We start from the raw sequence: 14,450 nt of genomic DNA, 5'->3' as shown, positions 1-14,450 counted from the left end.
CGGCTGCTGGACGGATGACGGAGAGCTCTATCCGGTCGGCAAAGCCTATTCGGGCTTTTCCGACACGGAGCTCAAATGGCTCGACCGGTTCGTGCGGACCAACACGGTCAACCGCTTCGGCCCGGTGCGCGAGGTGGAGAAGACGCTCGTCGTGGAAGTCGCGTTCGATTCCATCCATGAATCGAAACGCCACAAATCGGGCCTCGCCATGCGGTTCCCCCGTATCTCGCGCCTGCGCCGCGACAAGCCCGCGCACGAGGCGGACACAATTGCGACATTGCGGGATATGATCGACTAGGCGATAGTGCCGCCATGAGAATATTGCCGACCGGCGTAAATCCGATTTCTCATAAACCGTTCATCGCCGATACAGAACGCTTCGTCGATAGCGGCATCCGGTCGCAAAAATTGAAAAGGAGCCAATTGGCTCCATCGCACAGGGAGACTTTCAATGACGACCCAGCTATCCCGAATTGCTTTTGCCGGCGCACTCGCCGCCGCTCTGCCGGCCGCGGCGCTTGCCCAGACGCCTCTGGCGCCGGGCAGCGCTACGCAAGGCGAACTGACCCGCGAAAGCGAACGGGTGACGAGCAACGATTACTATCTCGACAGCTACACCGTGACGGGCGAAGCCGGCGACCGTATCGCCATCGCCATGCAATCCGACGATTTCGACACTTTGCTCGAGATCGGCCTGATGGAGAGCGATCAGTTCATGCAGATGTTCGTCGACGATGATGGCGGCGAAGGGCTGAACTCGCGGCTCGTCTTCACCTTCCCGGAGAGCGGCACCTATATCGTGCGCGCGCGGACGTTCGGCGCGGATGCCACCGGCAATTACACGATCGAGCTGACCGAACTGCCGCCGCCGCCGCCGCCGCCGCCGCCGATCCGCATCCGCGCCGGCGGGACGGCCGATGGCGAGCTGACAATGGACAGCCCGACCTACGTCTCGGACAGTTACGGCGTCGAGGGCCGGCATTACGCGCTCTACGAATTGCGCGGCCGGGAAGGCGATACGCGCACGATCACGCTGAGATCCGAAGATTTCGACGCATTCCTCGAAGTGGGCGGGATGACGCCGCTGGGCTTCGCCGTGTCCGACAGTAACGATGACGGAATCGCGAATGAGGGCGAGGAAGCGCTTGGGCTCGACTCCCGCCTGACGGTGACGTTCCAGCGGTCGGGAACGCTGATGATCCGCGCGACTACGCTGGGCGGAGGGGCGACAGGCACCTACGCACTGAGTGTTGAATAGGGTTAATTTTCTCTGACCAGAGGAGCCCGGGACCGTCCATCGGCCGCCGGGCTTTTCTTTTGTTTGCAGACGCTTGAGAGGCGCACAACTGATGCATTTTTGCATCACATTTTGGCCGCTCGATAGACAGCCACCTGCCGAAACCGCCTGATTCCAGTCGTTTCCGCAGCGATATGGAAAAACCTTGCTGAATCCCCGCATTACCGCCAGAAACGCGGGCAGAGTTTACTATTCCGTGACTTCCAACAAGGGGCATCGACAATGTCGGTAAAATCTTCTCGTTTTCTCTCACTCGCAACGACGACAGCCTGCGGCGCGATGGCGCTTGCGCTGGCGACGCCGGCCCAGGCCATCGTTCCGAACGATAATTTCACGCCGGCGGACATTATCGACGATACCGGCTTTAACGGCGTCGGCATGTTCTTCCGCAATGATGGCTTTGTCTGCTCGGGTACACTGCTGAATCCACGCACCGTTCTGTTCGCCGCGCACTGCGTGAACGACCGCCCCGAAAGCGATTATGGTACGGTCATTCGCTCGGCCTTCTCGTTCGACGACGATGCATTGCCGGGCTTCCTCGACTGGATCAACAACGGCTTCCGCTCAAGCAATGATCTCGGCGTATACGACATCGCACAGGTTTTCTACGATCCGCGTTCGCTCGACGATCCCGCCGCACAAGGCTTCCTCGAAGGCGATATCGCCATCGCGAGCCTCTCATCGCCAGTCGGCACACGGCTCGACCCAACAACGCAGACTCTGCAGCCGATAATACCGACTTGGGCGCTGCTCTTCTCGCCGCTGCCAGCCCCGGACAGTATCGATCCTGTCACCGGCACCGGCTACCATGTCAACATTACCGGCTATGGCCGTTCGGGCAACGGCACACAGGGTGACATCCAGGGCATCGACTGGCGCCGGCGCGCGGCCGAGAATATGCTTGGCGCGCTGACCTCTTTCGACGAGCGCAACCAGTTCCTGTTCGGCGATCCGTTCGGCGACCTGCCGTCGAGCCTCTATCGTCTCGACTTCGACGATCCGAACAAGACCAACCCGTTCGACTTCAACCTATACAAGGATGAGCCGCTCGAACGTGAAGCAACGACGGCTGGCGGCGATTCTGGCGGCCCACTGGTCCTTGACGCGGCGAACAACGATCTGTCCGACGAAGATCTGCAGATCGGCGTCCTTTCGGGCGGCAGCCGCTTCTTCGGTCCGCAGTCGTTTTCGAGCTACGGCACGGAAAGCTTCTACCAGCCACTCTATCTCTATTGGGACTATATCATCGCCACTAACCCCTATCGCTATGTCAGCGCTGTCGAGGGCGACGGCAATTGGGAAGACGGCAGTCACTGGGTAACGGAACTCGATCCGATCTATCGGATTATCGACGATGACGGCAATGTCGTGAACGGCCTGCCGACGTCGCCGGGCCTCGGGCCGGAGGGCGGCTCGCCCGATTTCGGCGAGGTCTGCTTCGACCCCGAAGGCGCCAATCCGGGCGATGGCTGTCAGGATCTGGAAACCGGCGACGCCACGCCGCCGGCGCGCGAAACGGGCGGCAATATCGTTTCCGGTATCGGCACGGCCAATCTCGACGATCTGGTAAACCCTGCGGTTGCTGCGGACTCCGGCGATGAAGGCGAAACAGTCGCCGCGAACGCCGCTCCCGCAGCTGGCGCGGAAGCACCGGCATCGGCTCCGGGTGTCCGCGCCGGTATGATCATGGGCGCCGAGAATCAGTCTCAGAACGGTGTCGAATTCGCCATCGAAGCGCCGCACAATGGCGTCGAGCTGGTCGAGAACCAGCCGCATGACGAAGACGGCGCGGAGTTCGCCGAAGAACAGCCGCAGGGCATCAATGGCGGCGGACCGGAGTTCGCCGACACGCCGAACCCAGCACCGACGCTGGACAACGGCCTGCCCGGCGCCACCGGTTTCGTACCCGATAACATCGACGCCGACGCAGTTGCCGGTGTTAATGGCCGCTATTTCGACGTCACGTTAAGCGCAGCCGGCACGACGACGCTGAGCAGCGCGGTTACGATCGACCGTCTTACGGTCACCGGCGATGCGGGTCTCAATGTCGCGTCGACTGGCGACCTTTCGACGGTGATCGACATCACGCAGACGGGCGGCATGATCAATGTCGACGGCTCGTTGAACACGCTCGGTGACTTCCTGCAGGTCGCTGGCCTGCTGACGGGTACGGGCACGGTCCAGACGCCGTTCCTGACGAGCGTCATGGGCGGTATCGCACCGGGCGGCATGGGCACAGTCGGCACGCTGACGGTGGACGGCAACCTGATCCTCTCGTCCGGCGCCACGACGATGTTCGATATCGGCGATGCGCCGACCTCTGATCTGCTCGCGGTTACCCGCGCAGCGAATCTCGGTGGCACGATCGCATTCGCACCGGTCGCCGGCACCACGCCGCGTGAAGGCGATATTTACACGCTGATCACGGCGGGCGGCGGTGTTACCGGCACGTTCGATACGGTTGGCACCATCAGCGCCATTCTGCGCGCCGATGTCGCTTACAATGCGAACGATGTGCGGATCCGTATCTTCGCCAGCGATTTCGCTGACATAGTCGACGGCTCCTCGTTGGTGCAGACGTCCTATGCCAATATCTTCGACGGCAATCGCGGCCGCGCCGATCTAAGCGCGATCTACGATTTCCTCGATCTGGCGGACGTTGCGACCATCCAGGCGACGTTCGAAGGTCTCGCTCCGCTTAACGAGAATACGCGGACCGGCCTCGGCATCGCCGCGATCGATCACATGTCGCGTTTCTACCGGGATCGCATGTCGGCCCTGCGCGGCTCTGGCTATGGCGGTGGCGGTACGATCTCGATGGTCGGCAATCCGGTGCAGGTTGCGGCTCTGGCAGACAATGGTGCCAGCGCGGCGCCGTGGCAGCAGCAGGTTGCACAGGATGCGAATGGTGGCGGGCAAGTAGTCGACAACACGAGCATCGATGACAGCATGGCGATCTTCCTCGCCGGCGGCTTCATCGACGGCAGTCTGTCTCCGATGCCCGCGGCACTAGCAACGGGCCGGGATCAGTTCGACGGCTATTTCCTCGCCGGCGGCCTTGAATATATGCCGCACGCCAATGCGGTAATCGGCATCTCGATCGCTTATACCGATCTCGATGGTGATGCATCGGCGGGCCAGACGGCCAATGGCGAACTGCTTCAGGGCACGATCTACGGCTCGTGGACGACGGCCAGCAATTTCGTGCTGAGCGGTCAGACCAGCATCGGCCAGCTCGATTCGTCCTCGCGGCGTACGGCGACCGTGGGCCCCGTGACGAACAATCTCGCGCTGGACGAGGATGTGTTCAGCTTCTCGACCGAAGGCATGGTCGGTTACAACATCCACAGCGGGAACTTCACGCTGACCCCGAATGTGGCGCTGCGTTACGCGATACTCGATTTCGACAACGCCAATGAAACCGGCGGTCCGCTGGCTCTCGCGATCCAGCGGCGCACGGAATCGGTCGACAGCTTCCAGGGCCGGTTCGGGTTCGATCTCGGCTTCGGCTCGGCCAATATCCGGCCGCGGCTGAATATGGCCTATGTCCACGATTTCTCGGAGAACCCGGCACTGTTCACGGCTAATCTGGTTGGCGGGCCGAACACGGGGATCGCGCCGTTCGCGCTGTCCGCCGGCCAGGATCGGGATTGGGTCGAAGTCAGCGCCGGCCTCGTCATCGAGACGGGCTCGATCGATATCGATCTTGCCGCGGACACGACGGTCTGGCGCAGCGATGTGCGCAACCAGAGCTACCGCGCAACGGCGACCTTCCGCTTCTAGAGAAGCACCAGGTCCCAACAAAAAGGGCCCCGGCAGACATTCTGCCGGGGCCCTTTTTCTATCCGCAATCCGCGCGGCCGAAACCGCGCTTCGGACTAACGGCTAATCATGCTTCGGTACCAGATTGACCGCCGCATGCTTGCCGCGCCGATCCACCTCGAGTTCGAAGTCCAGCCGGTCGCCTTCGTTGAGCGTCGGCATGCCGGCGCGTTCCACGGCGCTGATATGGACAAACGCATCGGGCTGGCCGTCATCGCGCTGAATGAAGCCGAAGCCCTTCATCGCATTGAAGAATTTCACCGTGCCGCTGGCCTTCTCTCCGGTCAGCTGGCGCTGCGGCCCGCGATCCTGGCGATCGGGAACCGGCAGCGGTTCGCCGTCGATGACCAGATCGCTCGCGGACACTTTGCCATTGCGATCGACGAGGTTGAAACTCAGCGGCTGACCCTCGGCGAGGCCGGTTAAGCCGGCCCGCTCGACGGCGCTGATATGCACGAACACATCGTCACCGCCATCGTCGCGGACTATGAAACCGAAGCCTTTCTGGGCGTTGAAAAATTTGACGACACCCTTGCCTTCGCCAACGACCTGCGCCGGCATGCGGTCTCCGCCGCCGCCTCCGCCGCGATATCCACCGCCGCCTCCGCCGCGATCCTCATATCCACCGGATTCGCGAAAACCGCCAAATCCGCCTGACGGCTCATTATAGCCTTGGTAGTTTTCGTCGCCGAAACTGTCGCGCTTATCCCGCCGGCGTCCCCGCCGGTCCCTGTCGAAACTCATCTGTCTAGTAATCTTCCTGTTTGCCCAAAGCTCTCAACCGAAGGCGCTCGCGCCGGGCAATGCGCGCCAACTTCATGGCACGATTCAGCCGTGCCGCGATTCGGTATAGCCGAAATCAGCCTGTTTCGCGAGCGATTTACGCGAGCAACGTGCCGGGATTGGGCATCGGCTCCCGGTTGAGAGCCCGGGTCAGCGACATGATCGATCGGATGAGGACCCAAACGAGTGCCAACAGCAATAGCGGAATGCCGAGCAAGGCACCGATAATCGTAAAGATCAAGACCATCGCCACGATGCTCGTCCCGATCCAGAGCACGAATGTCATGATATGATAATCATAATGCGAAGCTTCCCATGCTTCGCCCGGTTCCGACTTCCAGACCAGTGCCAAAATGAAGGCGACGAGGCCGGTAAGGCCGACCAGCAGGCTGGTCATATACAAGATCGACAGGATGACCGGACGGTTCGTGCCGGTGTCGGTGTTGGCCGGTGCCGCTTTCTGTCTCGGCTCGGAGCGGGGCGGTATATCGTGAGGCTCCGCCTCGTCGGTACGCGGCCGGACCGTCTCACGCTCATCGCGTGGCGGCCGGGACGTATTGGGCGCCTCGACTTCCAATTTGCTGCCCCGCTCGCGATCGTCATTCATGCCCATTACCTATTCTGCCCGGATTACGGACCATATGTGCCCCGTCGCCGTCGCCAAGGCAATGCGGGCCGGGCCATTGAGCACCTGCGGCTTTGCGCCTATGTGCGCAGACATGACAGTCTATTTCCACGAAGAAGACCTGCCCGCCGATGCACTCGGCGCTGGCGCGATCGCCGTCGACACAGAGACGATGGGCCTGCAGACGCCGCGCGACCGCCTCTGCGTGGTCCAGCTATCGGATGGCAGCGAGGATGAGCATCTGGTCCGCTTCGCGCCGGATAGCGACTATGCAGCGCCAAATCTCAAGGCGCTGCTCGGCGATCCCGAGCGGCTCAAACTCTATCATTTCGCCCGGTTCGATCTTGCCGCTATCGAACATTATCTCGATGTGGTGGCCGCGCCCGTTTATTGCACCAAGATCGCCTCGCGGCTCGTCCGCACCTATACCGACCGGCATGGGCTCAAGGAATTGTGCCGCGAATTGCTCGGCGCGGAGATTTCCAAACAGCAGCAATCGTCCGACTGGGGGGCGCCGGAGCTTAGCGACGCGCAAAAGGATTATGCGGCCTCCGACGTCCGCTTCCTGCACCGGCTGAAGGACGAACTCGATACCCGGCTCGAACGCGAGGGCCGAATGCATCTCGCCCAGGCCTGTTTCGACTTCCTGCCGCATCGCGCGCGCCTCGATCTGGCCGGCTGGCCCGAGATCGACATTTTCGCCCATGTCTGAGGCAGCCGAAGAGCGACTGAACCGGCGCCAGGACTGGGCGGCGCCGGGCGGGCGGCATGATCGTATCGTCAAATATCTGCAGTTTATCCTGCCGGCCGCGGTCGGCATTCTCGCGGCCTTTCTCGCAATGGCGCCATTGCAGAAAAGCAACGAGCTGAGCTTCCTCCTGTCGCGCGACAATGTCGAAGTCGCGACCGAAAGGCTGCGCGTGGAGGCCGCGCGCTATAGCGGCATCGACGGTGTCGGCCGGCCTTTCGAGCTCAATGCCGCCTCGGCGCTGCAACGCAGTTCGGCGACACCCATCGTGGAGCTCGACGATTTGTCCGCGCAGCTCGAACTTGATGACGGCCTCGCCTTCATCGTCGCCAATCGCGGATTGTACGATCTGGAAGACGAGATAGTGACGATCGACGGGCCGCTCGAATTCCGCGCGGCAGACGGCTATCGGCTGCGCACGAGCAACGTTCTCGTCCAGCTCGACGAACGCGAGATGCGCAGCGCCGGCGAGGTCGACGGAGAAATCCCGCTCGGCGCGTTCAGCGCCGAACGGATGCGCGTAGACCTGCCGACGCGAACGGTGTTTCTCGACGGCCGCGCCCGCTTGCGGATCGAGCAGGGGACAGGCAGATAGCGGCCATGGCCAGAAATCTTCTTGCGCCCTTTGCCACCGGATTCGCATTGGCGATGCTCGCCGCGGTCCCCGCGTCGAGCCAGTCGGCGCTGGGCGGCATGAACACGAATGCACCCGTCGATGTCGCCGCGGACCGGATCGAGGTGCAGGACCGGGCGGACCGCGCGATATTCTCGGGCAATGTGCAGGTCCGCCAGGGCAATCTCTCGCTCGACGCCGCGCGGATCACCGTCGCCTATACCGGAAGCGTCACGGGCGGCGTCGAAGTCCAAAGGCTGGACGCGAGCGGCGGCGTATTCGTCCGCAGCCCCAGCGAAACGGCGCGCGGCCAGTTCGCGGTGTACGATCTCAATCGCCGGCTGATCACGCTGGTCGGGGGCGTGGAGCTCAACCAGGGCGGGAATATCATTCGCGGTGGCCGGCTGGTGATCGATCTCGATAGCGGCCGCGCCGTCATCGATGGACGCTCGCAGGGTGGAGACGGCCTTGTCACCCAGGGCACGCCCTCGGGCCGCGTCACCGGCCGTTTCACCGTGCCGCAGCGCGGCAACTGACGTGAGCACTATCTAACCCGAAATCTGCCGAAAACCCATTGAATCGCGGGTTGCGCTTTCCAACATGCATGGATGATGCCAGATAGCGAAACGATGAACAAAGCGGAGATCATCGAACCGCCCGCAGCGCCCGAAGGACTCGATTCCGAGACCGAGGGCCTGTCCGTCATTTCGATCGCCAAATCCTATGACAAGAAGCAGGTTCTGTCCGATGTCTCTCTGCACATAGGCCGCGGCCATGTGCTCGGCCTGCTCGGCCCCAATGGCGCGGGTAAGACGACCTGTTTTTACTCAATCATGGGGCTTGTCCGCCCCGATTCCGGCCGCATCATGCTCGACGGCGCGGATATCACCGGACTGCCCATGTATCGCCGCGCGATCCTCGGCCTCGGCTATCTGCCACAGGAAACCTCGATCTTTCGCGGGCTGAGCGTCGAGAAGAATATCTCGGCCGTGCTCGAGATGAGCGAGCCCGACCCCGCAGCGCGCACCGAACGGCTCGAACAGTTGCTCGACGAGTTTTCGATCGGCCATTTGCGCGATTCCGCTGCGATGGCTCTGTCCGGCGGCGAGCGGCGACGCTGCGAGATTGCCCGGGCGCTGGCCGCCAATCCGTCGATAATGCTGCTCGACGAGCCTTTTGCCGGAATCGATCCGATCTCGATCTCCGATATTCGCGAACTCGTCGCCGATCTGAAGAACCGCAATATCGGGGTTCTGATCACCGATCATAATGTCCGCGAAACGCTCGGCATCGTCGATCAGGCCTGCATCATCTATGACGGCAAGGTGCTTTTCTCCGGATCGCCGGACGATCTGGTGGCCAATGACGAGGTGAGACGGCTTTACCTCGGCGAAGGGTTTCAGCGCTAAGGCCGCGTTATGGCCATAGGTCCTCGCCTCGACCTCAAACAAAGCCAGTCTCTGGTAATGACGCCGCAGCTCCAGCAGGCGATCAAACTGCTGGCGCTCTCCAATCTCGAGATCGAGGGGTTCATCGCCGAGGAGCTGGAGAAGAACCCGCTACTCGACACCGATGACGGGGACAGGACCGAGGCCGCGGCGCAAAGCGAAGGCGACGGTTTCGAAGATACGCCCGATCCCGCCACGGCCGACAGCCTGCTCCAGAATGGCGGCGCAGACGACGAAGCCCGGCTCGATATCGAGGATAGCGCGCTGTCGGACGACAGGGATTCGGATGCTGGCATGGACGGCGCGCTCGGTATGAGCGGGATCGATGGCGCGGCCGGCGGCGCGGACGGACCCGATCTCGATCTGCTGGCCGCCGAAGAATTGTCACTGCACGATCATTTGCTGGCCCAGGCCGGCGGGACGCTGTCAGGCCAGGACCAGCTGATCGCGAGCCAGCTGATCGAGCGGATCGACGAAAGCGGGTATCTGCGCGCCGATCTGCTCCGCCTGTCGCATCAGCTCGGCGTGCCGATGGCGGCGCTCGAAGACGTGCTGGCGGTGATCCAGACGTTCGAACCGACCGGTGTCGGCGCGCGCGACCTATCCGAATGCCTTGCGATCCAGGCGCGCGAAGCGGATCGCTACGATCCGTGCATGGCGAAACTGATCGACAATCTCGACCTCGTCGCCCGCGGCGAACTGGGGCGGCTCAAGCGCATGTGCCGGGTCGACGATGAAGATATGGCGGACATGATTGCCGAGCTGCGCGACTATGATCCGAAGCCCGGCAGCCGGTTCGGCGGCGATCCCGTCCAGGCTGTCGTCCCTGACATTTTCGTGGCAGAGCGGAAAAAGGGCTGGGCGGTCGAACTCAACAATGCGACGCTGCCCAAACTGATCGTCAATCGCAGCTATTATCACGAAATGTCCGAAGCCGGCGACGATGCGGAAAGCCGGGCCTGGCTCAACGAATGCCTGGTCAATGCCAATTGGCTGACCAAGGCCCTCGATCAGCGCGCGCGGACCATCGTCAAGGTCGCCAGCGAGCTCGTGAAGCGTCAGGCGGATTTCTTCCGCAAGGGCGTGACCCATCTCAAGCCGCTGACGCTACGGGAGATTGCCGACGCGATCGATATGCATGAATCGACGGTCAGCCGGGCGACGTCGAACAAATATCTGTCCTGCGATCGCGGGATATTCGAGCTCAAATATTTTTTCACCAGCGGCATCAGCACCGGTGAAGACGGCGAAGCGGCATCGTCCGAGGCTGTGAAGAGTCATATCCGGACTCTGATCGAAAATGAGGAGAAAATCCTCTCGGACGACAAGCTCGTCGCGCTGCTCAAGGAGCAGGGTTTCGACATCGCCCGGCGTACGGTCGCCAAATATCGCGAAGCGATGGGAATCGGCTCATCGGTCGAGCGGCGGCGCCAGAGAAAGCTCAGCACACGCGCCGCTTGAGAGGTTGCCTCTCGCTAGACGGGCTAGTTCGCGCGTTTCGACCCGCTCAGGAAATACCAGACGACATAGCCGATCAGTAATAGCGCAAAGCCGTACAGGACCATCGACAGGATCGACCGGACGACGGCAACGGCAACGATGATCAATATGATCGCTGCGACGATGGACAGAATGATCCGCAACACGTGTATTCTCCACCTAGTGTATTACCAATATAATACATCAGGGGCCCGGTTTCAACTGTCGCCGCCGCTTTCCTCGGCGAGAAGCTTGTCGATCTTGCGCCCATCCATGTCGACGACTTCGAAACGCCAGCCATCGGTTTCGAATATCTCGCCGGTTTTCGGCAGCCGCTTCAGGACGGACAGCGCGAAACCGGCAACCGTCGCATAGTCGCGGTCCTCGGGCAGATCGAAACCGAGCTTCTCTGCCATATTGTCCGCCGAAAGCGAGCCGGAGAACAGCCAGCTGCCGTCCGCGCGTTCGACAAAGGCCGGATCGGTGCCGACCTCCTGATCGGACACGAATTCACCGGTGATCGCGATCAGCAGGTCGAGCGGCGTCATGATGCCCTCGAAATGGCCATATTCGTCATGAACGAGCGCCATCGGCACGTCGGATTCGCGCAACGCCTCGAGCGCGTCCATGGCATCCACTTGATCGGGAATGATCGGCGCCTGCCGCATCAGCGCGCGCAGGTCCAGCGACCGGCCCTCGAACAGCGCCGAAACGATATCGCGCGCCTGCACAACGCCGATAATCTCGTCGATCGACCCTTCGGCGACGGGCAAACGGGTATGCGGTGTGGCGAGCAACGCCTCGCGGATTTCGTTGGGGCTGGAGGATGCCTCGATCCAGTCGACCTCGGTGCGCGGCGTCATCACTTCGCGCACGGGCCGGTCGGCGAGCCGAACCACGCCCGAGATGATCGCCCGTTCGCTTTCCTCGATCACGCCCGATTTGGTCGCTTCGGCAACCAGCATATGTAGCTCTTCGGCCGTCACCCGTTGGCGCGATTCGCGCGTCATCCGCAGCAAGCGGAAGATCAGCGCGCTGGTCCCGTCGAGCAGCCAGACGAGCGGCGCGGTCAGCGTCGCGAGCCAGCGCATCGGGACGGCGATGACGACCGCGATCCGCTCCGGATTGCGCAGCGCCAACTGTTTCGGCACGAGCTCGCCGATCACCAGCGACGCATAGGTGGTCAGCATGATCACGACCGCGAAACCCAGTGTCTGGGCCAGAGGCGGCTCGACCCCGATTAACTCCAGCCTTTCGCCCACCGGTCCGCCCAGGCTCGCACCAGAATAAGCGCCGGCGAGAATGCCGATCAGCGTGATACCGATCTGCACAGTCGATAGAAAACGGCCCGGCTCGGCCGCCAGATCGAGCGCCGTCTGCGCGCCGGACCGCCCGTCCTTCGCCAATGCCTGCAGCCGCGCCCGGCGCGAGGAGACAATCGCCAGTTCGGACATGGCGAAGATGCCATTCAGGAACACCAGCGCGAGGATGATGCATAGATCGAACCAGGGAAAGGGAGATAGGTCGGGTGGCATGATGGGACCGCTTCCGCCATTAGCCCGCTTTTGGCAGGCGGGACAAGCATATGATCAGCTTCTGTTCACCATGGACAGGGAACAAGCGCGATATTGCGGGGTTGTTGATCATAATGGATGCGCAAGAAGGAGGACGACAATGAGAATTTCCAAGGGGCTTTTGACGGGTACGGCGGCGATCGCGCTAATGGGCGCGACGGCGGCCTGCACGACCAATCCGCAGACCGGCGAGCAGCGCATTTCGCGCGCCGCGATCGGCGGCGTTGCTGGTGCGGTCGGCGGATATCTGATCGGCGATCTGGTCGGCGGACGGCGCGACCGGACCGAACGGATCGTGGGCGCCGGGCTCGGCGCGGTCGCGGGCATCGCGGTCGGCACCTATATGGACCGGCAGCAACGCGAGCTTGAAGCAGCGACGGCGGGCACCGGCACCAATATTATCCGCGAAGGCGACAATCTCTATCTGCAGATGCCGGGATCGGTCGCGGAATTCGATGTCAATTCGAGCCAGATCCGCCCGCAATTCCGCGCGACGCTGGACGAGATATCGCAAACGCTCGCCAGTTATCCGGAAACCTATATCGATATTTACGGACACACTGATTCGGACGGGTCCGACGCCTATAATCTCGGCCTATCGAACCGGCGTGCCGAATCCGTCGCCAACTATCTGACCGGCCGCGGCGTCAACCGCGCGCGCATCGCCACCGAAGGCTTTGGCGAAAGCCAACCGATCGCCAGCAATGCGACGGCCGCCGGCAAACAACAGAACCGCCGCGTGGAGATCCGCATCGTGCCGATCACCCAACAGGATGTGAACGCGGTAGGCGATTAAGGCGAAAGCCGGAAAAAGAAGGAGGCGGTCGGCACACGCCGGCCGCCTTTCCTTTACGCGCGCTTCGATCGAAAAAAGTTGGTCAATAGTGCAGCCGCCCTGTCTTCGCCTATCCCCGAGAAAACCTCCGGCCGGTGATGACAGGTCGATTGGCCGAAAAAGCGTGGTCCATGCTCGACGGCCCCGCCCTTCGGGTCGGGTGCGGCATAATAGAGCCGGTCGATGCGTGCATGGGCGATGGCCCCGGCGCACATGGCGCAGGGTTCCAGTGTCACCCATAGATCGCAGCCGTCGAGGCGGCCCGTGCCGCGCCGGGTAAGCGCTGCCTTGATAACCCGCATCTCGGCATGATCCGTCGGATCGCCGCTCGCTCGCATGGTGTTGGCGGCTTCCGCCAGAATCTCGTCGCCATGCATGATCACGGCGCCGACCGGCACTTCTGATGCCGCGGCTGCCTGTTCGGCGAGCGCAAGCGCCCTGCGCATGGGTTCGGGAAGCGGAAAAGCCATGATCTTCCCCTATCCCCTCGGGGCGCGCTTGACCAACTACATATGCCGCAGACGCGCCGCCGGACCGGTTGACGAAAGCGCTTCGTAACGCTATCTGCGCCGCTTTCCGGGAAACCCCGAGATTTCAGGATTGAGACTATGTCGCGTATTTGCGAACTGACCGGCAAAGGTCGGCTGGTGGGAATGAATGTGTCCCACGCGAACAACAGAACCAAGAAGACATTTCTGCCCAACCTGCAGAATGTCACGCTGATGTCCGAGACACTCGAGCGGAGCTTCAAATTCCGCGTTTCGACGAGCGGTCTGCGCTCGGTCGAACATGTTGGCGGCCTCGACAATTGGCTGCTCAAGACATCGGACGACAAGCTCAGCGCAAACGCCCGCAAGGTGAAGCGCCAGATCGCGAGCAAGCAGGCGGCATAACGCGCCGACTCGCGCGGACCGCCTTTGCCGATTCGGCATAGCGAAAAGATAGCGGCAATATAGCGGCGCAGCCTTGGCGGCTGTCGCCGCTTTTTGCGTTAAGCGTCGGTTTTATATCCGGAATCCGATACCGGCCGAAATGCGCCGGTTGTCCCGGTCCGGGACAGCGTTTTCAGACCGCGATAATAGTATTGATATATCTCACGAATAGAAGAAATCTATGGGCTCGGGCGGGTAGCTCAACCAGAGCGAGCCGCAGATTACGGTTAGATGCAGGTGGAACTCCTGCCCTGCCCACCAGTTTACCAGAGCACCAAAATACGCCTCCGCCAC

The 14,450-nt window shown here is 62.1% G+C and carries 14 protein-coding genes, 1 tRNA gene and 1 pseudogene; 11 read left to right on the top strand and 5 right to left on the bottom strand.

Going from position 1 to position 14,450, the window contains the following annotated elements; all coding sequences use genetic code 11:
• The 3 genes and pseudogenes from Q0974_RS06380 to Q0974_RS06370 all read left to right on the top strand — a co-directional run.
• A pseudogene (locus Q0974_RS06380) lies at positions 1-298 on the top strand (ATP-dependent DNA ligase); the annotation flags it as partial.
• Between the two features lie 153 nt (positions 299-451).
• Complete coding sequence (locus tag Q0974_RS06375) at positions 452-1,258, top strand: hypothetical protein (RefSeq protein ID WP_299323961.1); 807 nt, start codon at positions 452-454, stop codon at positions 1,256-1,258.
• A gap of 261 nt (positions 1,259-1,519) precedes the next feature.
• Complete coding sequence (locus Q0974_RS06370; RefSeq protein WP_299323959.1) at positions 1,520-5,080, top strand: autotransporter domain-containing protein; 3,561 nt, start codon at positions 1,520-1,522, stop codon at positions 5,078-5,080.
• A 102-nt stretch (positions 5,081-5,182) separates the two neighbouring features.
• Here Q0974_RS06370 and Q0974_RS06365 read toward each other — a convergent pair whose 3' ends face one another.
• Positions 5,183-5,863 (bottom strand): cold-shock protein, encoded by a 681-nt coding sequence (locus Q0974_RS06365; protein WP_299323957.1) that lies wholly within the window; start codon positions 5,861-5,863, stop codon positions 5,183-5,185.
• Positions 5,864-5,999: 136 nt separating this feature from the next.
• Positions 6,000-6,509 (bottom strand): hypothetical protein, encoded by a 510-nt coding sequence (locus Q0974_RS06360; protein WP_299323955.1) that lies wholly within the window; start codon positions 6,507-6,509, stop codon positions 6,000-6,002.
• Between the two features lie 112 nt (positions 6,510-6,621).
• Between Q0974_RS06360 and Q0974_RS06355 the strand changes: the two genes are divergently transcribed.
• The 5 genes from Q0974_RS06355 (at position 6,622) to rpoN (ending at position 10,797) form a co-directional block, all read left to right on the top strand.
• Entirely contained in the window at positions 6,622-7,239 is a 618-nt protein-coding gene (locus Q0974_RS06355; RefSeq protein ID WP_299323952.1) for a ribonuclease H-like domain-containing protein, read from the top strand.
• On the top strand, positions 7,232-7,870 hold the full coding sequence (locus Q0974_RS06350) for an LPS export ABC transporter periplasmic protein LptC (RefSeq protein ID WP_299323951.1): 639 nt from the start codon (positions 7,232-7,234) through the stop codon (positions 7,868-7,870). The genes Q0974_RS06355 and Q0974_RS06350 overlap by 8 nt, the downstream gene beginning before the upstream one ends.
• A gap of 5 nt (positions 7,871-7,875) precedes the next feature.
• Positions 7,876-8,424 carry an LptA/OstA family protein gene (locus Q0974_RS06345; protein WP_299323948.1) on the top strand — a complete coding sequence of 183 codons (549 nt, stop codon included), beginning with the start codon at positions 7,876-7,878 and terminating at the stop codon, positions 8,422-8,424.
• 93 nt (positions 8,425-8,517) lie between these two features.
• Positions 8,518-9,297: an LPS export ABC transporter ATP-binding protein gene (gene lptB / locus Q0974_RS06340; RefSeq protein ID WP_299323968.1), complete on the top strand. Its 780-nt coding sequence runs from the start codon at positions 8,518-8,520 to the stop codon at positions 9,295-9,297.
• 9 nt (positions 9,298-9,306) lie between these two features.
• Entirely contained in the window at positions 9,307-10,797 is a 1,491-nt protein-coding gene (rpoN, locus tag Q0974_RS06335; RefSeq protein ID WP_299323947.1) for an RNA polymerase factor sigma-54, read from the top strand.
• A 23-nt stretch (positions 10,798-10,820) separates the two neighbouring features.
• Here the strand turns inward: rpoN and Q0974_RS06330 are convergent, their stop codons facing one another.
• Together Q0974_RS06330 and Q0974_RS06325 are read right to left on the bottom strand one after the other, a co-directional pair.
• Positions 10,821-10,982 (bottom strand): hypothetical protein, encoded by a 162-nt coding sequence (locus Q0974_RS06330; protein WP_299323945.1) that lies wholly within the window; start codon positions 10,980-10,982, stop codon positions 10,821-10,823.
• A gap of 51 nt (positions 10,983-11,033) precedes the next feature.
• Positions 11,034-12,350, bottom strand: a complete 1,317-nt coding sequence (locus Q0974_RS06325) for a hemolysin family protein (protein WP_299323943.1) — start codon at positions 12,348-12,350, stop codon at positions 11,034-11,036.
• 139 nt (positions 12,351-12,489) lie between these two features.
• On the opposite strand from Q0974_RS06325, the gene Q0974_RS06320 reads away from it, so the two are divergent.
• Positions 12,490-13,185 (top strand): OmpA family protein, encoded by a 696-nt coding sequence (locus Q0974_RS06320; RefSeq protein WP_299323940.1) that lies wholly within the window; start codon positions 12,490-12,492, stop codon positions 13,183-13,185.
• Between the two features lie 53 nt (positions 13,186-13,238).
• Here Q0974_RS06320 and Q0974_RS06315 read toward each other — a convergent pair whose 3' ends face one another.
• On the bottom strand, positions 13,239-13,694 hold the full coding sequence (locus tag Q0974_RS06315; RefSeq protein WP_299323937.1) for a nucleoside deaminase: 456 nt from the start codon (positions 13,692-13,694) through the stop codon (positions 13,239-13,241).
• Positions 13,695-13,832: 138 nt separating this feature from the next.
• On the opposite strand from Q0974_RS06315, the gene rpmB reads away from it, so the two are divergent.
• On the top strand, positions 13,833-14,117 hold the full coding sequence (rpmB, locus tag Q0974_RS06310; RefSeq protein WP_299323935.1) for a 50S ribosomal protein L28: 285 nt from the start codon (positions 13,833-13,835) through the stop codon (positions 14,115-14,117).
• Positions 14,118-14,345: 228 nt separating this feature from the next.
• Positions 14,346-14,417: transfer RNA gene (locus Q0974_RS06305), tRNA-Ile, on the top strand.
• Positions 14,418-14,450 lie beyond the last annotated feature (33 nt).

Source organism: Parasphingopyxis sp., assembly GCF_028279465.1.
Taxonomy (GTDB): Bacteria; Pseudomonadota; Alphaproteobacteria; order Sphingomonadales; family Sphingomonadaceae; genus Parasphingopyxis.
Note: the sequence above shows the minus strand (reverse complement) of the source record. Positions and strands in the feature narration are given on the sequence as shown.

Bases quoted from the DNA above. Each gene is read 5' to 3' on its own strand.
- lptB (WP_299323968.1), top strand. From the start codon at position 8,518: ATGAACAAAGCGGAGATCATCGAACCGCCCGCAGCGCCCGAAGGACTC.
- rpoN (WP_299323947.1), top strand. From the start codon at position 9,307: ATGGCCATAGGTCCTCGCCTCGACCTCAAACAAAGCCAGTCTCTGGTA.
- Q0974_RS06355 (WP_299323952.1), top strand. From the start codon at position 6,622: ATGACAGTCTATTTCCACGAAGAAGACCTGCCCGCCGATGCACTCGGC.
- Q0974_RS06315 (WP_299323937.1), bottom strand. From the start codon at position 13,694: ATGGCTTTTCCGCTTCCCGAACCCATGCGCAGGGCGCTTGCGCTCGCC.
- Q0974_RS06325 (WP_299323943.1), bottom strand. From the start codon at position 12,350: ATGCCACCCGACCTATCTCCCTTTCCCTGGTTCGATCTATGCATCATC.
- Q0974_RS06375 (WP_299323961.1), top strand. From the start codon at position 452: ATGACGACCCAGCTATCCCGAATTGCTTTTGCCGGCGCACTCGCCGCC.
- rpmB (WP_299323935.1), top strand. From the start codon at position 13,833: ATGTCGCGTATTTGCGAACTGACCGGCAAAGGTCGGCTGGTGGGAATG.
- Q0974_RS06360 (WP_299323955.1), bottom strand. From the start codon at position 6,509: ATGAATGACGATCGCGAGCGGGGCAGCAAATTGGAAGTCGAGGCGCCC.
- Q0974_RS06350 (WP_299323951.1), top strand. From the start codon at position 7,232: ATGTCTGAGGCAGCCGAAGAGCGACTGAACCGGCGCCAGGACTGGGCG.
- Q0974_RS06345 (WP_299323948.1), top strand. From the start codon at position 7,876: ATGGCCAGAAATCTTCTTGCGCCCTTTGCCACCGGATTCGCATTGGCG.
- Q0974_RS06365 (WP_299323957.1), bottom strand. From the start codon at position 5,863: ATGAGTTTCGACAGGGACCGGCGGGGACGCCGGCGGGATAAGCGCGAC.
- Q0974_RS06370 (WP_299323959.1), top strand. From the start codon at position 1,520: ATGTCGGTAAAATCTTCTCGTTTTCTCTCACTCGCAACGACGACAGCC.
- Q0974_RS06320 (WP_299323940.1), top strand. From the start codon at position 12,490: ATGAGAATTTCCAAGGGGCTTTTGACGGGTACGGCGGCGATCGCGCTA.